Source organism: Bacillus sp. FSL R10-2780, from assembly GCF_038006125.1.
Taxonomy (GTDB): Bacteria; Bacillota; Bacilli; order Bacillales; family Bacillaceae_G; genus Bacillus_A; species Bacillus_A cereus_U.
The window spans coordinates 1,384,335-1,404,022 of record NZ_JBBOUQ010000001.1 but is presented as its reverse complement, the minus strand read 5'-3'; the positions used below and the strand labels follow the sequence as shown (position 1 = coordinate 1,404,022).

Genomic DNA, 19,688 nt, shown 5'->3' with positions numbered 1-19,688 from the left:
TTGTGGTTACTTCATCGGGATATAATAATCAGTTTTGAGCTGATAAAAATATAGGAGGCGACATAATGTTTCGTACGATTTCAAATTTCATGAGAGTAGCTGAGATAAGAAACAAAATTCTTTTTACACTAGCGATGCTAATCGTTTTTCGAATTGGCACGTTTATTCCAGTTCCTCATACTAACGCAGAGGTATTAAAAATACAAGATCAAGCTAACGTTTTAGGCATGCTAAACGTATTTGGCGGGGGAGCACTGCAACACTTCTCGATCTTTGCTGTAGGTATCACACCATATATTACAGCTTCTATCATTGTACAATTACTACAAATGGACGTTGTACCTAAATTTACAGAATGGGCAAAGCAAGGAGAAATGGGCCGTAAGAAATCAGCTCAATTTACTCGATACTTTACAATCATTCTCGCATTCATACAATCCATTGGGATGTCTTATGGTTTTAATAATATAGCAGGTGGACAATTAATTACAGATCCAAGCTGGACTACATACTTATTTATTGCGACAGTATTAACTGCTGGTACTGCATTTTTACTTTGGTTAGGTGAACAAATCACCGCTAATGGCGTTGGGAATGGAATCTCAATGATTATCTTCGCAGGACTTGTTGCGGCGATTCCAAATGTTGCAAATCAAATTTATTTACAACAATTCCAAAACGCAGGCGATCAATTATTTATGCACATTATAAAAATGGTCTTAATTGGACTTGTTATTTTAGCGATTGTTGTTGGTGTTATTTACATCCAGCAAGCAGTTCGAAAAATACCGATTCAATATGCAAAAGCTGTTTCAGGAAACAATCAATATCAAGGAGCAAAAAACACTCATTTACCTCTTAAAGTAAATAGTGCAGGTGTAATTCCTGTTATCTTTGCTTCTGCCTTTTTAATGACGCCGCGTACAATTGCGCAGCTCTTCCCTGATTCAAGCGTATCTAAATGGATAATTGCGAATCTTGATTTTGCACATCCATTTGGAATGACACTTTATGTAGGTCTTATCGTTGCTTTCACATATTTCTATGCATTCATTCAAGTGAACCCTGAACAAATGGCTGAGAATTTGAAAAAGCAAAATGGATACGTACCTGGTATTCGTCCAGGTAAATCTACAGAACAGTATGTAACAAAAATTTTATATCGCTTAACATTTATCGGTGCCATTTTCTTAGGCGCAATTTCAATATTACCGCTCGTATTCACGAAAATCGCAACATTACCACCTTCTGCCCAAATCGGTGGCACAAGCTTACTTATCATCGTAGGTGTAGCATTAGAAACGATGAAGACGCTTGAAAGTCAGCTTGTGAAACGTCATTATAAAGGTTTTATTAAAAAAGTAAATTAATTACGAAAACACACTAGAAGTCCCAATAGCGACCTAGTGTGTTTTTATTATAAAAACTTATAATAATGGAGGTTTTGTCTTATGAGTCAAAGAATTGCCTACTATGATATTTCACCTGATGGTATGAAAATTATGATGGATATGGAGAAATACACGAAAAAATCCTCAATTAATCGTGCTGTTAGAGAGCTTATAAAAATTAGAGTCTCTCAAATTAATGGTTGTGCTTATTGTATCGATATGCATACTTCTGACGCTCGAAAATTAGGTGAAACCGAGCAAAGAATTTATTGCTTAAATGCTTGGGATGATTGTGATTTTTATACTCCTGAAGAAAAAGTTGCTCTGGAACTATCGGAGCATATTACTCTCATTCCTACTAAAAGAGTTCCTGAAAATCTATACAACCGAGTACGTGAATACTTTGACGAAAAACAATATGTTGATCTTGTGTTAATCATTAATCAAATAAACAGTTGGAATCGAATTTCTATTGCGATGGGCAATACCGTAATAAAAAAATAACATTCTTCCACCAAACAATATGCGATCGATTTAGTTAAGTGTAAAATTAAATATACCCTATATAAAAACACAGTTGGTTATTTCCCCCACTGTGTTTTTGATTTTACTATCTCTAATCTGTATTCTAATGTGCTAATCATTTTCTTCTAAAGTTTGAATACGTTTTCCGCTGTTTTCCACATCATTAAACTTTAACTACATCTCTTTTTTTAACAACCTTCCTTGCTTGAAATACACTCCAAGTGTAGTACGATTTGCTAAAAATACACCAATCAAGATTAAACAAGCACCAATTCCCATTGTAGGATTTAATGGTTCTCCTAATACAAAATAACCTACAATAACAGCGATTAACGGAGATACATATAACCACGTTGATGGAAATACAGGATTTGTTTTTGATAAAAGCCAGTAATATAAACCGTGTCCACCGATAGACCCTACAAATATGAGATATAAAATTGGCCATTGTACATTCCAAGATGTTAAGATCGTTAGATTAGGCTGTTCCATTACGATAGATACAATTAACAACAAAACTCCTCCATAAAACATTTGAATGCCGTTAATGAGAAATGGTGATACGTTAGGTAAATCTGAAAGTATTTCTTTTGAACGAATAGAACCTATTCCATAAAACAACTCTCCTACTAATATAACAAGGCAAGCGATACTCCATATGAATGTAAGTTCTTGATGCATTCCAGGTAAAGAAATGCAAAAAACACCAAGGAGTGCTATAACTAAAGCAACAAGTTGTTCTTTTTGCAATTTTGTTTTGTTTCGCCTTGATTGTAATAGCAAGATCATCATTGGACCTGTTGCAGATAGAACTGCAGCTAATCCAGAAGAAATATATTGTTCTGCCCAGTAAAGGGTCGCGAATGTCATAAATGTTAAACAAAAACCAGCATATATAATACGTTTTGATAATAAGTAAGGCATAATATCCTTTCTCTTTAATTTAAAAATAATAATGAGAATAAGGCCCGCCAAAAAGAAACGAATTCCAGCTGAAAATAATGGTGGTGCGCCCGCTTCTATTCCAATTTTTATCGTTAAAAATGTCGTTCCAAAAATAATACATACTAAAATATAATTTAAAATGACCATTTTTCTTCCTCCTTTTTACTCTTGAAATGAGTATAGAGGATATGGTGTATAACAGTGTATCAACGCATATAACAGTTGAATAAAAATATAGTTGATTCCCTCCATGTTTTTCGCTTTAATTGAATTAAAAAGAAAAACAGGTGATTCTATGAAGATAGTACTGCGTAAAGAATCCAACATACCATATTACCAACAAATATATATGCAAATTGTTGAGAGAATTCAAAGCGGGATGCTTTCACATGGCGATTACCTCCCTTCTTTACGTTCTATGGCCGATGATTTGCAAATTAGTTTATTAACTGTTCGTAAAGCTTATAAACAGTTAGAAACGAAAGGTTATATACGAATTGAACAAGGAAAAGGTGCCTATATACATAAACGTGTGAATAAAGATTTCAAACCAATTCCGTATCAATGGCAACAAACGAAATCCATTAATGTTATGCGTTCTCAATATGTAATGAACCAACACCGTAAATATTTCGATTTTTCACAGGCGGTTCTTTATCCACGTTTATTACCAAATCCATTTCTTTCAGATGAAATGCACAAATTACTTAATAAGGATCAAATGATATTAGCAACTTATGGACCTGTTCAAGGTGATAAAGAACTTAGAGTGGAAATAACAAACTACTTAAAAGAACACCAACAATTAGTTATAGATCCATCTCAATTATTAATTACAAGTGGTGCCCAGCAAGGAATTGATTTAATCGCTCAAACATTATTAAAGCCCGGAGACTTAGTGTTAGTAGAAAGTCCATGTTATGGAGCGGCGCTTGATGTATTTGTTAATAAAGGAGTTCAAATTATCCCTGTTAGTCTTGATAACAACGGAATTCGCTCAGACTTAATTGATGATATTTGTCAAAGGAAAAATCCTGCCTTGTTATATGTGAATCCTACTTTTCAGAATCCAACGGGCACAGTAATGAGTAAAAAACGAAGAATGGAACTTGTAGAACTAGCAGAGCTTTATAACTTCTTCATTATTGAGGATGACTCTTTCGGAGAAATTTATTTTGAGGATGCTATAGTACCTCCCACGATAAAAAGCTTTGATACAAATGGTCATGTTATATATTTAAAAGGATTTAGTAAAACGTTAGCACCAGGTCTTCGCATTGCAGCGCTTGTAGCTGAAGGACATATCTTCGAATGGTTATATGCAGTGAAAGCCTCGATGGATATTGGTAGCCCTTTATTAACGCAGAAAGCACTGCTTCCTTTTTTACGAGCGGAACGAATGAAAAATCATTTAGAAAAATTACGTACAGCTTTACAAATTAGACGTGATTTAACAATTAATATATTATCTCCATTAAAAGAATTAGAATTTGAAATACCTAATGGTGGATTTAACTTATGGGTTACACTCCCTCGGTCAATCGATCCTTTTACATTATTACAAAAAGCGAATGAAGTAGATGTTTCTTTTTTACCCGGAACAGCTTGTCTATTAAACCATGAAACTCAATATAATCACTTGCGAATTAGTTATTCAATGTTAAATGATAAAGATATGTTGATTGGATTAGAAAGATTATATGATACGATAGCTACATTTAAATAATTGACCGAAAATCAAAAATAATAATGGATTATTACTTATTCTCTTAATAAAGAAACCAACACTTATATTATATGTAGGTTTCTTTACTTTCCATCGTTATGAAAATAATAAAACCATGTACACAAATTTTTGCAGTTGGAATGATAGTGCGTGTTATTAAACGTATTAGATACTTCATTACACTAAAAATATAACGATAAATACAAACAATATCACATTCATGAAATAAGATATACTATACTCTATTATATGAAAGGAGATAGCGATATTTGGAATTAAAAAAATTTATTGATCCCCTTCCAATTCCTTCCGCAATAAAACCAACAGGAACATATAAAGGTAAGCCGTTTTATGATGTACGTATGATTGAAACGCTACACAAGTTTCATAGTGATTTACCTAAGACGAAAGTATGGGGCTATAATGGAATGGTACCAGGTCCAACGTTTGAGGTTAAAAAAGATCATCCTGTATATGTGAGATGGTCAAACGATTTACCTAAAAAACACTTCTTACCTGTTGATACAACCGTTCACGGGGCCCATGATAACCCAGAAGTACGAACTGTTGTACATTTACATGGAAGCCCAAGTAAATCAGATAGCGATGGTCATCCTGAAGCATGGTTTACGAAAAACTTTCAACAAACAGGACCTAGTTTCGTAAAAGAAATTTATCATTATACGAATCGAGAACGAGCAACCACCCTTTGGTATCATGATCATGCACTTGGGATTACTCGTTTAAATGTATATGCGGGTCTTGCAGGACTTTACTTGATTCGTGATAAAGAAGAAAAATCACTACCCCTACCTAAAGGAAAACACGAAATACCGCTTATCGTTCAAGATAAATCCTTTAATCCAGACGGTTCCCTATTTTATCCTGCTCAACCAGAAGACCCATCACCAGGTTTACCATACCCTTCTATTGTTTCTCTATTTTTAGGAAATACAATTGCAGTTAACGGGAAAGTATGGCCATTTTTAAAAGCGGAGCCCCGCAAATATAGATTTCGTTTATTAAATGCTTCCAATACTCGCACATACAAGTTCCAATTAAGTGACCTTAGTTCATTCTTTTTAATAGGAACTGATGGTGGCCTTCTTAAACGGCCGATTAAAGTACAAAGTTTAGATGTTTCACCAGCAGAACGTATTGACATTATTATTGATTTTTCAAGGTTTGTAGGAAAAAAAGTAGTATTACAAAATGGAAGTGATTTAGATAATCCAACTGGTGAGATTATGGAGTTCCAAGTAACGAAACCATTATCCTGCCCAGATAAAAGTAAAATCCCATGCAAATTAAGTAACATTTACTTTATTCCAGTAGAAAAAGTAAAGAAAGTAAGACGATTAACATTAAATGACTCAGAGGATGAATTTGGGCGTCTAATGCTTTTATTAGATAATAAAGAATGGGACGATCCCGTGACAGAAACACCTTTACTTAATTCTGTTGAAATATGGGAGTTAGTAAATTTGACCGTTGGGATTCATCCTATTCATATACATCTAGTTAATTTTCAAGTTCTTGATCGTCATGATTTGAATGGAAACTTGTTAGATCCTCTCCCAGCTGATTTCGGTTTAAAAGATACCGTGCTAGTAGCAGGTGAACAAACCGTTCGAATCATAATGAAGTTTGAACCCTATTCTGGAGATTATGTATGGCATTGTCATCGTTTAGAGCATGACGACCATGATATGATGAGACCGTTAAAAATCATACCTTCCAATCTTAATAGACACAAATCAAATTGATAGATACATTAAATAACACGAAAGTCCCTTCAGTATTACTGAAGGGACTTTTACATGTTTGTGAAAAGTGTCTTTATGTACAAGAAGCGTTTTTCAGTCTAAAACTATTTTTTAAGATTGTATTGCTCTAATAGCTTCTCTAACATTTCCAAAGTAACTGGTTGTGCCTTAGTAGTTAGTTGATACCCAATCCGTCCATTCGTTTCTACAGTTGCTTGTTGTAAATTCTTGATTTCATGTATACCTTTTTCTCTCAGATGCATAAATAATTGTTGTTCTGACATTTTTGCGCGTAATAAATTCTTTTTTAAAACTTCTCCGTTTTCTATAACAATAATGCTAGTTCCATTTAGAAACTTTTCTACTTTTCGTGATTTCAATTCAATAAAATGAATGATAAGTAAAACACCCGCAAAAATAAACGCAGCAAAAATAGATGGGACTACTTTCCTACTTAATATAGGTTCTACAATAATACGACCTATAGAAACAACAATAATAATTTCAGCTCTCGTCATTTGGCTAACAGATTTACTACCTGTCAATTTTAAAACAATAATTCCAGTGAGGATTAAAATAATACTTTCAAAAAGTATATTCATTACAGCCCAATCCTTTAATAGTGAATGTTACTAGTATTCCCATTAAAGGATTTTTATGATATTTCACACACTCTTCAGACCAATTTGTTACTTTATTACCAACTTGAATAACTTCACCATAACTTTCATATCCAGTTTCTCTCGGATATAAAGGATTAACATCTGAAATGTCCGATTCTTGATACTGTGGTAACTCTGCCCCAATACTTATTGCACCTGCGACTGTTTTAACGATAATTTCATCATCCTGTAATGGCCTAATTTTATCCGTTTGCCACTTCAGTTGTTTAGAGCCTTCTAAAACTATTTTATATTGTTCCATTGATATCCTCTCACTTTATAAAAATATATTCACACTAAACTTTAAGCTATAATAATCAATATGAAAGATTCATCCAAAATTAAAGCTATAATGTTGGCTAGCACTCAACAGTGATAACATGATAATTGAATTTGATGGATATGGAATTAATGAGTATGTTATGGGTCATAAATGTTCTATTAGTGAGTTGAAAAATATATATTTTAACGTAAAAAATGAAGAGTTATCTAATGAGGATCTTGTAAGTTGATTTTGTGTACGATATCATTTTGAAAACATTCCAAAGTCATTACAAGAAGACATTATGAGCGATGTCGTCATTGATTTAGACACGGACTATATTTATATCCCTAATAGATAACAATAACTTAGTAAACTAAAATCTTTTAATGTAACTTACGATTCAGACAAGAATTTAATAAAATAAGTAATTGCCCAAATGGAAGTCGCGAATTGAGTGACAAAATACATTGTCCATTCGAAAAAAGTCAGCTTTCTCTCTCGTTTAATCTTCTTTAAGTATCTGTAAAATATTAATGTACTCAAAAACATAAGTAACAAAGATAATTGTTGTAAATCATCGATTATACGTACCGCCATAGACTCCATCACCCTCCTATACAAAATAAAAAATATACTTTAAGGATATCATTTATTTGGTAATGATTTTCCATTTATTCAATAAAATTTTAAAAATGTTTTATGCGATATATGTGTAGAGATAATAAAGTTGTTTAATTTTGTTCTTAGAAAGACAATAATCGCCTACTCAAAAATTTGATGGGCGATTATTATTTTTGTTTAATAATTACTTTATTTCATACCATTTTCAAAATGCTTTAATTTAATCACGATATTAATAATAGGTTTTGGTGTAAATGATTCTTGCAAGGAATCTCCTAATCTTGGACTTACTGATTTGAAAAAATAAAATTATTATGCCGTCTCAATTACCATTATTTCGGAAAATAATGTGCTATTATATATTCATAATTAACAAAAAATAAGAAAGAAGGGCTTGTTGTGGAAACAAGGATTATGGGAACAGAGAAGAAAATTGATTCAAAATCTCTTTTGGCTTTAGGTTTATTAATTATTTCTGGGATTGTATATCAACTCTTCGCATTTTTAGGGGATAATATGCCCGAAGTATTAAGAATGATTCTTGAAGCTTTATGGAATGTTGCATTATGTGGAATTATAGGATACTATTTTTTAGGGAAAATATCGTTAGATCAATTTAAACATTTTAAGTTTAAGACATTACTTTTGGGTGTGCCTTTAACTATAATCGTGGGTATGGGTTCCAGCTTAATATTCAGCTACATTTTTGAACCTGCAACTAAAAATTCTGTTGCTGGAGTCATAAGTATTTCTATGATTTTATATCGTGTTCCCTTTATGTTAATGGGCGAAGAGTTGCTATGCACTAATATAATTATTGCATTACAAAAATTAGGATTGAAATTTGGCACGGCATCATTAATATGTAGTGTGTTGTTCGCTTTATGGCACATTCCATCTTATGGTTTTGTGCCAATGCAGTTATTAATAACTATAATCCCGGCTAGATTAGCACTAAATTATATATGGAAAAATTCAAAAAGTATTTGGGTAAGTTGGATTTGTCACCTTATTTTTGACATTATTTCATTTATACCAATGCTTAAATAACCATTTTCTTTTTAAGAGGACTTTATTATTTGTTTACAGTATAAAGAAAAAGAGCACTCAGCTATTGAGTGCTCTAAAAATATTAATTTTGTTTTAATACATTTTCTTCGAAATATTTCCCCCAATCTGGTCGCCTTCCATCCATATCTGTAAATCCATACTCTCTTCCTAATTCCCATGAACTTAACGCTCGTCCCGTTTTTTCATTAACATTTGGATCACTTGCTAAAGCTGCTACTGCTCTTCCAACAAAGAAAGGAGTTTCTGATGCGATAAAATGAGGGTCTTGTTTAGCTCCTTCTCGCCAATTCCCCTCTGTTACACCAAATATATCTAACATCGCTTCTGAACGAAGGAATCCTGGACTAACTGCGACAGCTGTAATATTGTGTTGTTCTAAATCTTTCGCCATAGCTTCTGCTAAATGAATTGTTGAGACTTTTGCTAAACTATAGTACAAATTACCTCGATATTGATAATCGACTCCATCTGTAATTTCAATAACAAGTCCCATTTTATTTTTCACCATTAATGGTACACCGTAATGGCTTGTCATTATATGAGAATGAACAGCTCTTTGTTGCATGAGTAGTCCGTTATGTAAGTTGTGTTCCCAGAAAGGTTTCTCCCATTCTGTTAAAGGATCGCCGCCCCAAACATCGTTTACTAAAATATCAAGCTGTCCATTTTGTTCTTCTTGAATCTTTGTAAATAAAACTTTAATATCTTCTTCTACCGTATGATCAACACGAACTGCGATTCCGATTCCGCCTTGCTTTGTTACAAGCTCTGCCGTTTCTTCAATCGTTTCTGTTCTTCCCATACAGGATAGATTCCCTTTTGTACTTCTTCCTGTTACATATACAGTTGCTCCGGCTTCACCAAGCATCATCGCAATACCTCTTCCAGCACCTCTTGTTGCACCTGCTACAACTGCTACTTTTCCTTGTAATGGTTTCATTTTATTCACCTTCATTTTTATAATTCAACTTTATAACTTGGGGTATATGCTTTCTTTCATACTTCCTCGTATAGATTTCGCTATTTGGAGTAACTAATTGTAACGTAATGTCACCACAAACGCCATTTGTAATTTCAAATTCACCTTGTTCATTTGAAATACTACGTTCCTTACTTTCAATTGAATCCTCATAAATTTTCACATTTGATATAGGTTCGTTATTTTGATCTACGATTATACCTCTTGAATACATACCAACTGCTATGCATTGATCATCTTCTATATAATATTTAGTAACTACCATCGCTCCAATTACTATAGTAATACATATAAACAAGGTTATTAATTTGTGTCTCACAACAAACCTCCTTATTCGTATTATTCTTTTTTAAATTGAAAATTTAGACGTTCTGATTGTTTGATTTCCTCAATTACTTTGCGTATACCTTCTTCTATCTGATTTTCTTTTACATTCGATACATTTAACTTTAACAGTCTTTCTTTAGGAAAATCCCTTAGATAATTTTTATCAATAGTATCAATATTTATTTGAATATCACTCAATTTTTGTGAAAATATTTCCAAAATACTGGTTTTATCTATTTCTAAACAAGTATGGATTCCTATTGTATTATACTTTTTATATGTAAATAAAAGTGGGTTTTCATTATGCACTTTTTCTAATGTTTCTGCTAGTTTTTTTGATCTATTATTATAGGAGGATTTAATTTTATTTTTATGGCGTTCGAACATGCCACTCTTTATATAAATTTCTAAAGCAGCTTGAGATATCATTGGACTATCAATGTCTAAAATCTTTTTATATTTATGGAAAGCATTTGCAATAGCTGGTGGAATAACCGCCACACCGACTCGTAAACCTGGAAAAATAATCTTCGAGTAACTTTTCAAATATATGACATGATTACAATTATGTAAGCTATATAACGGATCTGCTTTTGAATCTGTTTCTAAATCTGCTAAATAATCATCTTCCACTATAAATACATTATACTTCTTGGCCAATAGCACGATTTTTTCTTTCTCATCTTTAGAATAAGACGTTCCAAGTGGATGATGAAATCTTGGAGTTGTATAAAAGAATTTAATTTTTTCTGTTCTGAATATCCTCTCTAGTTCATTTAAATCTATCCCTTCATGCGTACGCTTAATTCCGATTACAGGAATGTTATTTGTTTCTACATATTCAATATATAAATGGTAACTTGGCTGTTCAATTAGAATCGTGCTATGTCCATTCGGAAACGGTATAGAAGTCAATATAACAAGTGCTTGCTGAACACCTGACGTAATAAAGATATTTTCTTCTTTTGTAAAGACTTGATAGTTTGCCAGTTGTTTTTGAATGACTGGAATTAATGATGGTAAACCTTTCGGTGTTCCGTATACAAACAAATCATTTTTATATGTATCAATTGCCTTATTAATACAATGTTGAAAATCTAAGTATGGAAAAACATCTGGATCTGGTGCTGAGGAAGCAAAATCAATCATCTCGTTATTTTCTATGTAACTCCCAGATTTCTTAACAACGTAGTATCCACTTTGAGGTACAGAATAAATAATATGGCGCTTTTCTAATTCATGCAGCGCTCGTATTACAGTCGCCTTATTACATTCATATTGCGTGACGAGTGACCGTATAGACGGTAATTTCTTTCCTTCTTTTATCTCACCATTTTGAATCATACTTTCTAAATCGTTTAAAATATGTAAATACTTATACATCATTACCACCCCAATATTTAAGTTGTACCGGTACAGTTTGTATTTGTTCACATTGTAGCACTAGATCAGAAAGATTACTATATACGTATACTGGCCAGTAAGAAATCAACTACTATGAGGTGAAATTATGAAAAATACAACAAAAGCATATATATCAGCATTACTCTATTCATTTATTATTGGGTTTTCATTTATGTTTGTGAAACTAGCACTAACCATTACGAGTCCTCTTGATACTCTGGCTCACCGTTTTACAGTTGCCTTCATAGCAGCAACCATTCCGGTTATTTTCGGTTTTGTAAAGTTAAATATATCATTTAAAAACATACTTACACTTTTACCACTCGCAATATTTTATCCAGCATTGTTCTTTGCTTTCCAAGCATTTGGCTTAGTATATACAAGTTCATCTGAAGCTGGAATTATACAAGCAGCGATCCCTATATTTACGATGATACTAGCTTCCTATTTTTTAAAAGAATATACGAATACATGGCAAAAAACATCAGTATGTATTTCTGTCATAGGTGTCATTTATATATTTGTTATGAATGGTATAGGGGCTCATGAAACGAGCTTTATCGGTGTTAATCTCATTTTATTATCGGCATTATCATCTGCTTGCTACAATGTATTAGCTCGAAAAATGACAAAGAAATTCAAGCTGATGGATTTAACATACACAATGACAGCAATCGGTTTTATTAGTTTTAATTTCATCGCAATCATTGACCATATGAACAAAGGTACAATAACTGTATACTTTAAGCCATTTACGAATGGAACATTCCTTATCTCCATTTTATATTTAGGATTACTATCTTCCTTACTGACAGCATTATTATTAAACTATTCATTATCTTATATTGAAGCAGCCAAAATAAGTGTTTTTAGCAACTTATCTACACTTATTACCATTATCGCAGGCGTTGTATTCTTACACGAGCAAATTGCCTACTATCATATTGTCGGTACACTTATGATTGTTCTTGGAGTAATAGGCACAAATTTTCTAGAAAAAAAAGGAATCATAGCGAAAAAGAAGAATACCTCCTTGAGTAAATAAAAAGTGAGGGGTAAATAATGCAGAACTCTAATACGATCGATATCCGTAATATACATGAGCTAGAGAACGAATTATCTACTTTATTAAGTAAACCCATTTCTTCAGGAGAAGATTTAGAAAATTGGCTGAAAATACAGTCGAAATTAATATGGGAAATCGAAGAACAATTGAGATCACACTATATTGACTTTCAATGTAATACAGATAACAAAGAAATAAAAGATACGTTTGAATATGATCAACAATATGTAAAGCCTCTTTTGAAACGTTATCAAAATTCCTTTGATAATAAATATTTAGAGTCACCATTTCGAATGCAACTTGATCCAAAAACTTATAGCTTACTAGATAAAAAAATAAAAAATGCGCAAACATTATTTTGTGAAAAGAACATTGATTTAGAAGTAAAAGAAGACAAATTAGTAACCGAGTACTTCGAAATTACAGGCAGTTTGACTGCACTATGGGATGGCGAAGAAAAAACAATTACTGAACTACAGTCTTACTTACAAAATCCGAATCGTGATATACGAAAAAAAGCAAAAACGCTCATTTCTGAAAAATTCTTATCTGTTGAAAATAATTTACAACATATTTTAAATGAATTAATTGCAATCCGTCACCAAAAGGCAAAAAACATTCAATTAGATAATTATCGTGATTATATGTTTAAAAAATATGAACGTTTTGATTATACGGCTGATGATTGCTATGAACTTGCAGAATCCGTTCGTAAATACGTTGTGCCACTTATTGATAATATATTTAATGAGAAAAAAGCTGAACTTCAAGTAGATACACTTCGTCCGTGGGATCTAAAAGCAGCCGCACCAAATCAAAAAGTATTAAAACCCATTGAAGACGAGAGTGATTTAATCGAAAAAAGTTCTCATATTTTACAAAAACTAGACCCAGAATTTTCTGCATTATTGAGCCGTATGCATAAAAATGATTGCTTAGATTTAGAAAGTCGTAAAGGAAAAGCACCTGGAGGATTTTGCGAACACTTACCTGCTTCTCAATTATCTTTTATTTTTATGAATCTCAATCATACACATTATGATGTTACTACTTTCCTCCATGAAATGGGCCATAGTATTCATAATGAATGTATGAAGCAGCTAAAGCTACAAAAATATTTAGAAATCCCTTCAGAATCAGCTGAGCTAGCCAGCATGACAATGGAATTGTTTTCGATGGAGTATTGGGATACATTTTATGAGAATACAGAAGAATTTATAAAAGCAAAATTAGATTTCTTTAAAGATATTGTTAAGTATTTACCACAAATGCTTATCGTTGATCAATTCCAACATTGGATGTATGAAAATCCAAATCATACTGCTAAAGAAAGAAATGGAAAATATTTAGAATTACATAACACTTACCAATCGAATGTGGTAAATATTGAAGGTTATGAAAATTGGATAGCAACTGGCTGGTTACCTGTGCTACACATATTCGAAATACCATTCTATTATATCGAATATGCAATTGCGCAACTTGGTGCACTACAAATGTATAAACAATATAAAGAGAATCCTAAACAAGCTCTACAAAATTATAAAAAAGCATTATCTTTAGGTAGCTCTAAATCCTTAACAGAAGTATATGAAGCAGCTGGAATTCGTTTTGATTTTTCTAGTGAGACAATAAAAGAATTAATGGCATTTGTAGAAGAGGAATTGAAATTAATTGAACAAATATAATTAAAAAAGATGCACCTATGCTTTTAGGTGCATCTTCTTAGTCTATTAATCCAATGATATTTCATTTTATTCTATTGATAAGTTCTATGTATTGGGAGTCTCCATATCCGATTGTTGGGAAAAGATGAAACAACTTTTTTAATAATTCTTTGGTTGGTAAATCTTTATTTTTGGAGATGAATTTTACTACCGCATTCTCTTCTTTTAACATATCTAAATATAAGTTTATAGCCTGATACAACACTGGAAGTAATTCAACAGATGGTTTTTCATGATTTACCAATACCTCTTTGTATACAGAACAATAGTTACCTAACTTCAGTTCAGTTTGACTGACTTTGAATTCATCTTCTCTAAAGCTATTTAAATATACTTTCCCCTCATAATCGGACTGCTCAAGGTAGGAAAGTAATGTGAGCAAGTTCATTTGGCAAAACATATCCTCACCAAACCATAAAACGATACATTTATACTCACTCTTAAAAAGACCTTCTAACGGATGAATGACCTTTTTTATATAATTTTCTGTTGAATTGTTATGTCCCTCTGCCCTGGTTTTAATAAACTCTTCATCAAAAACTTGTTCAGTAGTTGCATTTACACACATCGCTTCATTAAATGGAGCGTAATCAGACTCCCCCATTAATTTTTTATTTTTAAATTCTTCATACATAAATTGACCATTTAATATGTTAAGTATATCTTTATCGAACAGCTCACTTCTCACATTTCGTAACTGCTCAACCTCTATTTTTCTAGAAATATTCATTTTAAACTCTCCTCCATTATTTATATTGAGTTTAACAAATGATTGAATAGGCATTTTGTTAAGTTGAAATTCTCTCGGATTTATTCCAAAAATATTTTTGAAAGCTCGGCTATACGCTTCTTGCGAGGAGTATTCGTAATCAAAGGCAATATCAATTATCTTTCTATCCTTCTTTAAACCCTCAGTAGATAAATACAATCTTCTAAGAAGAATATAACGCTTAATACTTATACCTGTTACTTGATGAAACTTAAAAGAACAATAATAAGGAGAATAGCCCATATAATGAGACAATTCGTCTAATGAAAATTCACTTTTTAACTTCCCCTCAATCCCATCGATCATAAGTTGTATATGCTCATTCATTTATTTCACTCCTCAACGAAAATTATAAGAGGTATCAATTTCTCTCTTTTGATATTTCTTGTGGTTTATTATATAAAACTACTAAATAACAGCATTATCTTTTAATTTCATATTTTCTCATCTACCTAAGTTTGTCACATGTTCACTATACTTTCCAATATACAATTCCTACGTAAATATGAATAGTTTCATTCAAAAAACAAACTCTCTTCCTATGAAGTGCCCCGAATTGTTAGATATAGTCTAACAATTCGGGGCACTTTTCTATAGTTGAATACCCTTCAATATACAGGTAGTGAAACAATATTTAACCGTACAGTGGACCCTATTTCTCAAGCCATTCAACAGATTTATTTAACCTAATGCCATCCTCAATATTGCTTTCTTCCAAAGTATCTGCTTTAGCTTGAATACAGATAAAATAGAGCGGTTCACTTGAATTATTACGCCAAATTCTTTCCCCTTCTTGTGCTACCCTAATGACAGTGCCCTCTTTGATTTCAAGGATTTCATCATCAATCTTGAATTCCCCTTGTCCCTTGACAAAGATATATAGCTCTTCATTTTCTCTATGCTTATGATAAAAAGACATTGAAATACCTGGAGGAAAAACATTAAGTGAAACTTCCATCCCTGTACATTGTAAGTCATCTTTAAGAAATACCTTTCCAGGAGCTTTAAATGGATTTCCATTTTTATATTGAAGTAAATCCTCCCATTTTCCTACTTGAACAGCACTAAAGTTTTTACCTTCTATTGTTGAATTAACAAATTGACTCATTTGTATTCTCCTCACATATTTGTTTTTCATGATTTCACTTTGTAATCTCTAATGAATTGAACAAAAAAGAAACCGAACAGTCTCTTTTTGGTAAAAAACAACTCAATTAATTGTCCATAATGTATCATTTGAAATGTACTGTCGTTTTTGAACAAGGATCTACTCCGTCCTCTAGCTTCAGACTTCATCTTCATTTTATTTAGAATTTCTAAAAGGCGAAACAATTAAATTTTTATAAATTACTATCTATTTCAATTTGTAAATTAAGGCCTCAGCAGCTTCCATCACAACCTCACTTAGAGTTGGATGAGCATGAGGTGTTAATGCAATATCTTCAACTGTCATGCCTGATTCGATTGCTAAACCCATTTCGGCAATTATTTCTGATGCACCATTACCCACGATTTGAGCACCTACTAATACACCATCTTCTCTACGCACCAATAGCCTCAAGAACCCTTTTCCTTCATTTGATACAAGTGCACGACCGTTTGCTGAAAATGGCGATTGAACCATTTTTACTTCCATGCCTTCTGCTTTTGCTCGCTCTTCGGTATAACCGACCGTTGCTAATTCAGGGGTTGTGAAGCAAACTGCTGGAATTGCCAAATAATCAACAAATGATAGTTTACCAGAGATAGCTTCGGCAGCTACTTTTCCTTCGTAAAATGCTTTATGTGCAAGCTGTGGACCAGTAATAATATCACCGATAGCAAAAATGTTCGGAAGGTTAGTACGACATTGTTGATCAACTTTTAATAAACCGCGGTCAGAAAACTCAATACCGATTTTTTCAAAACCCATATTTTCAGTATTAGGGCGACGACCAACTGTTATTAATACGTAATCAGCGTCAACTTTCTTTTCTTCACCACCAATTTCGCAGGTAACAATTACACCATTTTCAACTTCTTCAACACCTTTAGCGGATGCATCTACTATTACTGTAACACCTTTGTTTATAAGGTCTTCTTTCACAATTTGAGTCATTTGTTTATCAAAGCCAGTTAAAATATCTTTACCTCCTTCAATAATTGTTACTACAGAACCGAGGGAAGCGTAAGCAGAGCCCAATTCAGTACCAATGTAACCACCACCGATTACAACCAATTTACTTGGAACTTCAGTTAAACTAAGTGCACCTGTAGAGTTAATCACACGTTTTGTAAATTTAAATGTTGGAATTTCAACTGGACGTGATCCAGTAGCTATAATTGCATTTTTACATGTATATGTTTGAACTGCATCTTTATTGGTTACTCGTATAGTGTTAGCATCTATGAAATAAGCTTCACCTTTTATCACTTCTACTTTATTACTTTTTAATAATCTTTCTACACCACCTACTAATTTTTTTACAACGTTGTTTTTAAATTTTTGTACTTCTGCGAAGTCCACATTTACACCAGAAGAAAAAATACCCATATCTTCTGAATGCTTTGTTTCCTCAAAACGATGACCTACAGAAATAAGTGCCTTAGATGGGATACAGCCGACGTTAGCACATACGCCGCCAATATTTTCTCTTTCTATAATTGCCACTTGTTGTCCTAATTGTGAAGCCCTAGTTGCAGAAACATATCCTCCAGGTCCAGAACCAATAACGATTGTTTCAATCTCTCTCATATAGCTTTTCACACTCCTAAAAGAAAATTGGAAAACACTAGATCAAAATCTTTTATACTCTACACATTTTTCAATTTACAATTTTGTAAAAGTACCATTCTTCTCTCATCCGTTTTTTCATAGTTCCATCATGGAATTTCTATTCAGGATCACCCCCCTTAAAAAAAGAAACTGAACGGTCTCTTTTTTTACGATAAAAATTACGGCTCACTTGGCCGTAATTTTTTGTTTCAACTCAGCTAGAAGCTGAGACGATACTGCATCAATATAGACTGTATCTTGATATAAACGTGATAAGGCAAGTGCTCCTTCAAGAGAAGAAATCCAGATGATAGCAATCTGCTTTGCTTGAGTATCTGGTTTTAACTCTCCTTGCTCAATTCCATTCGTAATAATCTTTTCAATTATTCCAAGTAATTGATTCATCGCTATCTGTGCTTGTTCTGCCATGAGAGGATGGGAATCATCTGCTTCTAACGTTACGTTCATGATTGGACACCCTCCAGGAAGAGGATCATTATGAATGAGAGATGTAAAAACTGAAATAAAAGTTTTTAACTTATCCAACGTATTGGATGTTTTTTTTATCTCTTCGACATAACGCACTCCCATTTGTGAAGTTGCGTGCTGGAAGGCTTGAATAGCTAATTCATCTTTATTTTTAAAGTGACGATAGATGCCACCCTTCTCTAATCCAGTCTCTCGCATAATATCAGAAATTGAAGAACCACTATACCCTTTTACATTAAACAGGGCAGAGGAACGATCAAGAATCATTCTTTTTGTTAATTCACCTTTACGCATAGTGTCCTCCTAAAAGAAAACGTTTGGTCTCTTTTTAGTATATGACAAATCGAAAAGAATTAGCAAGAAAAAATATAGAAATGAAGATAGCTTTTATTTATAGAGATTTATTCTCTGCCAATCTAGCCGCAGTAATTATAGGAGCCCACTGGAAAATTTCATCTCTTAATAGACCTGTTTTTTTGCAATATATATGTAAATACATTTCAGCTAATTCCACTGAATTCTGTGAATACAATAAGTATGTCCGAAACACATCTGCACGAATATCACCTGAACTAGCATCAACCCAATCTATAATATTCACATCACCATTACTCATAATTAAATTAAACGGATGAAAATCACCATGACATAATCTAGGTTCAAATGTGATTGAATCTAACTTTTTTAATATATTTCCCTTTTGTTTTTCATCCAGATCATGTACGGAGTTAATTTGACGATAAAGCCTTTCTTCCATCGGTTCTATTTCATCCGAGCTCACAGATATAGCATGAATTTTTTGTTGTACACTAACACATATACTTATGTAATGCTCCGCTTTACTCAAATTATTAAGCAAAAGCTCACCAACACTTTCCCCTTCTACATATTCCATAATAATAGCTTGTCTACCTTGTATCTCTGTAACTTCAAATACTTTAGGAACGTGTAAACCACATGAATATGCATACTTTTGTTTTTGTGCTTCGTATAGAGATTCTGTATTAGGGAGGCATTCTTTAAACAATTTCACAACTTTATTATCACAAAGATAAATTTCAGCCGTATTTCCTTTGGCTATCGGATTTCCTAGATTCAATTCATTTCTCTCCTTACAGTAAATTAGAATAACGCCTTATAGTCCTCTATAAATTCAGTGTAATTATACTGAAACCCTTCTTCATGAAAATGAAAAAAACT

At 32.7% G+C, this 19,688-nt stretch carries 18 protein-coding genes and 2 pseudogenes; 8 read left to right on the top strand and 12 right to left on the bottom strand.

The genetic code is table 11. From position 1 onward, the window contains the following. Window positions 1–65: 65 nt before the first annotated feature. Entirely contained in the window at window positions 66–1,370 is a 1,305-nt protein-coding gene (secY, locus tag NSQ47_RS07320) for a preprotein translocase subunit SecY (RefSeq protein WP_340823976.1), read from the top strand. 81 nt (window positions 1,371–1,451) lie between these two features. Next, window positions 1,452–1,895, top strand: a complete 444-nt coding sequence (locus tag NSQ47_RS07315) for a carboxymuconolactone decarboxylase family protein (protein ID WP_088078602.1) — start codon at window positions 1,452–1,454, stop codon at window positions 1,893–1,895. 195 nt (window positions 1,896–2,090) lie between these two features. Here the strand turns inward: NSQ47_RS07315 and NSQ47_RS07310 are convergent, their stop codons facing one another. Then, window positions 2,091–3,008: a DMT family transporter gene (locus tag NSQ47_RS07310; RefSeq protein ID WP_088078601.1), complete on the bottom strand. Its 918-nt coding sequence runs from the start codon at window positions 3,006–3,008 to the stop codon at window positions 2,091–2,093. Window positions 3,009–3,156: 148 nt separating this feature from the next. Between NSQ47_RS07310 and pdxR the strand changes: the two genes are divergently transcribed. Further along, window positions 3,157–4,587, top strand: a complete 1,431-nt coding sequence (pdxR, locus tag NSQ47_RS07305) for a MocR-like pyridoxine biosynthesis transcription factor PdxR (RefSeq protein WP_340823973.1) — start codon at window positions 3,157–3,159, stop codon at window positions 4,585–4,587. A 269-nt stretch (window positions 4,588–4,856) separates the two neighbouring features. Next, a complete protein-coding gene (locus tag NSQ47_RS07300) occupies window positions 4,857–6,353 on the top strand; it encodes a multicopper oxidase family protein (protein WP_341036476.1) in 1,497 nt (498 codons plus the stop codon). A 104-nt stretch (window positions 6,354–6,457) separates the two neighbouring features. Here NSQ47_RS07300 and NSQ47_RS07295 read toward each other — a convergent pair whose 3' ends face one another. Continuing rightward, on the bottom strand, window positions 6,458–6,955 hold the full coding sequence (locus tag NSQ47_RS07295; protein WP_144507301.1) for a DUF421 domain-containing protein: 498 nt from the start codon (window positions 6,953–6,955) through the stop codon (window positions 6,458–6,460). 31 nt (window positions 6,956–6,986) lie between these two features. Beyond that, window positions 6,987–7,277 (bottom strand): annotated as a pseudogene (locus NSQ47_RS07290) (hypothetical protein); the annotation flags it as partial. Between the two features lie 118 nt (window positions 7,278–7,395). Here NSQ47_RS07290 and NSQ47_RS07285 point away from each other — a divergent pair. Further along, window positions 7,396–7,638 (top strand): annotated as a pseudogene (locus NSQ47_RS07285) (hypothetical protein). A gap of 35 nt (window positions 7,639–7,673) precedes the next feature. Here NSQ47_RS07285 and NSQ47_RS07280 read toward each other — a convergent pair. Then, window positions 7,674–7,877, bottom strand: a complete 204-nt coding sequence (locus tag NSQ47_RS07280; RefSeq protein WP_088078594.1) for a hypothetical protein — start codon at window positions 7,875–7,877, stop codon at window positions 7,674–7,676. Between the two features lie 423 nt (window positions 7,878–8,300). Between NSQ47_RS07280 and NSQ47_RS07275 the strand changes: the two genes are divergently transcribed. Beyond that, the gene (locus NSQ47_RS07275) at window positions 8,301–8,951 is read left to right on the top strand and encodes a CPBP family intramembrane glutamic endopeptidase (protein WP_340823966.1); all 651 of its coding nucleotides are present in this window, start codon (window positions 8,301–8,303) and stop codon (window positions 8,949–8,951) included. Window positions 8,952–9,033: 82 nt separating this feature from the next. Here NSQ47_RS07275 and NSQ47_RS07270 read toward each other — a convergent pair whose 3' ends face one another. The 3 genes from NSQ47_RS07270 to NSQ47_RS07260 are packed head-to-tail and all read right to left on the bottom strand — an operon-like array spanning window position 9,034 to window position 11,661. After that, entirely contained in the window at window positions 9,034–9,912 is an 879-nt protein-coding gene (locus NSQ47_RS07270; RefSeq protein ID WP_340823964.1) for an SDR family oxidoreductase, read from the bottom strand. A gap of 1 nt (window position 9,913) precedes the next feature. Next, window positions 9,914–10,270, bottom strand: coding sequence for a carboxypeptidase regulatory-like domain-containing protein (locus NSQ47_RS07265; protein ID WP_088078591.1), 357 nt, complete (start codon window positions 10,268–10,270; stop codon window positions 9,914–9,916). Window positions 10,271–10,290: 20 nt separating this feature from the next. Continuing rightward, window positions 10,291–11,661 carry an aminotransferase-like domain-containing protein gene (locus NSQ47_RS07260; protein ID WP_088078590.1) on the bottom strand — a complete coding sequence of 457 codons (1,371 nt, stop codon included), beginning with the start codon at window positions 11,659–11,661 and terminating at the stop codon, window positions 10,291–10,293. 127 nt (window positions 11,662–11,788) lie between these two features. Here NSQ47_RS07260 and NSQ47_RS07255 point away from each other — a divergent pair, with 127 nt between their 5' ends. Both NSQ47_RS07255 and NSQ47_RS07250 read left to right on the top strand, forming a co-directional pair. Further along, window positions 11,789–12,727 (top strand): DMT family transporter, encoded by a 939-nt coding sequence (locus NSQ47_RS07255; RefSeq protein ID WP_340823959.1) that lies wholly within the window; start codon window positions 11,789–11,791, stop codon window positions 12,725–12,727. 17 nt (window positions 12,728–12,744) lie between these two features. Next, window positions 12,745–14,436, top strand: coding sequence for a M3 family oligoendopeptidase (locus tag NSQ47_RS07250; protein ID WP_341036474.1), 1,692 nt, complete (start codon window positions 12,745–12,747; stop codon window positions 14,434–14,436). Window positions 14,437–14,497: 61 nt separating this feature from the next. Here the strand turns inward: NSQ47_RS07250 and NSQ47_RS07245 are convergent, their stop codons facing one another. The 5 genes from NSQ47_RS07245 to NSQ47_RS07225 all read right to left on the bottom strand — a co-directional run bounded on the left by NSQ47_RS07245 (window position 14,498) and on the right by NSQ47_RS07225 (window position 19,587). After that, a complete protein-coding gene (locus NSQ47_RS07245; RefSeq protein ID WP_341036473.1) occupies window positions 14,498–15,571 on the bottom strand; it encodes a helix-turn-helix transcriptional regulator in 1,074 nt (357 codons plus the stop codon). 325 nt (window positions 15,572–15,896) lie between these two features. After that, window positions 15,897–16,352, bottom strand: a complete 456-nt coding sequence (locus NSQ47_RS07240) for a cupin domain-containing protein (RefSeq protein WP_002161687.1) — start codon at window positions 16,350–16,352, stop codon at window positions 15,897–15,899. 246 nt (window positions 16,353–16,598) lie between these two features. Further along, window positions 16,599–17,978 (bottom strand): dihydrolipoyl dehydrogenase, encoded by a 1,380-nt coding sequence (gene lpdA, locus NSQ47_RS07235; RefSeq protein WP_341036472.1) that lies wholly within the window; start codon window positions 17,976–17,978, stop codon window positions 16,599–16,601. A gap of 207 nt (window positions 17,979–18,185) precedes the next feature. Further along, window positions 18,186–18,782 carry a TetR/AcrR family transcriptional regulator gene (locus NSQ47_RS07230; RefSeq protein WP_340823948.1) on the bottom strand — a complete coding sequence of 199 codons (597 nt, stop codon included), beginning with the start codon at window positions 18,780–18,782 and terminating at the stop codon, window positions 18,186–18,188. A 97-nt stretch (window positions 18,783–18,879) separates the two neighbouring features. After that, on the bottom strand, window positions 18,880–19,587 hold the full coding sequence (locus tag NSQ47_RS07225; RefSeq protein ID WP_340823947.1) for a phosphotransferase family protein: 708 nt from the start codon (window positions 19,585–19,587) through the stop codon (window positions 18,880–18,882). Window positions 19,588–19,688: the final 101 nt, after the last annotated feature.

Bases quoted from the DNA above. Each gene is read 5' to 3' on its own strand.
- secY (WP_340823976.1), top strand. From the start codon at position 66: ATGTTTCGTACGATTTCAAATTTCATGAGAGTAGCTGAGATAAGAAAC.
- NSQ47_RS07315 (WP_088078602.1), top strand. From the start codon at position 1,452: ATGAGTCAAAGAATTGCCTACTATGATATTTCACCTGATGGTATGAAA.
- NSQ47_RS07310 (WP_088078601.1), bottom strand. From the start codon at position 3,008: ATGGTCATTTTAAATTATATTTTAGTATGTATTATTTTTGGAACGACA.
- pdxR (WP_340823973.1), top strand. From the start codon at position 3,157: ATGAAGATAGTACTGCGTAAAGAATCCAACATACCATATTACCAACAA.
- NSQ47_RS07295 (WP_144507301.1), bottom strand. From the start codon at position 6,955: ATGAATATACTTTTTGAAAGTATTATTTTAATCCTCACTGGAATTATT.
- NSQ47_RS07280 (WP_088078594.1), bottom strand. From the start codon at position 7,877: ATGGCGGTACGTATAATCGATGATTTACAACAATTATCTTTGTTACTT.
- NSQ47_RS07270 (WP_340823964.1), bottom strand. From the start codon at position 9,912: ATGAAACCATTACAAGGAAAAGTAGCAGTTGTAGCAGGTGCAACAAGA.
- NSQ47_RS07260 (WP_088078590.1), bottom strand. From the start codon at position 11,661: ATGTATAAGTATTTACATATTTTAAACGATTTAGAAAGTATGATTCAA.
- NSQ47_RS07255 (WP_340823959.1), top strand. From the start codon at position 11,789: ATGAAAAATACAACAAAAGCATATATATCAGCATTACTCTATTCATTT.
- NSQ47_RS07250 (WP_341036474.1), top strand. From the start codon at position 12,745: ATGCAGAACTCTAATACGATCGATATCCGTAATATACATGAGCTAGAG.
- NSQ47_RS07245 (WP_341036473.1), bottom strand. From the start codon at position 15,571: ATGAATGAGCATATACAACTTATGATCGATGGGATTGAGGGGAAGTTA.
- NSQ47_RS07240 (WP_002161687.1), bottom strand. From the start codon at position 16,352: ATGAGTCAATTTGTTAATTCAACAATAGAAGGTAAAAACTTTAGTGCT.
- lpdA (WP_341036472.1), bottom strand. From the start codon at position 17,978: ATGAGAGAGATTGAAACAATCGTTATTGGTTCTGGACCTGGAGGATAT.
- NSQ47_RS07230 (WP_340823948.1), bottom strand. From the start codon at position 18,782: ATGCGTAAAGGTGAATTAACAAAAAGAATGATTCTTGATCGTTCCTCT.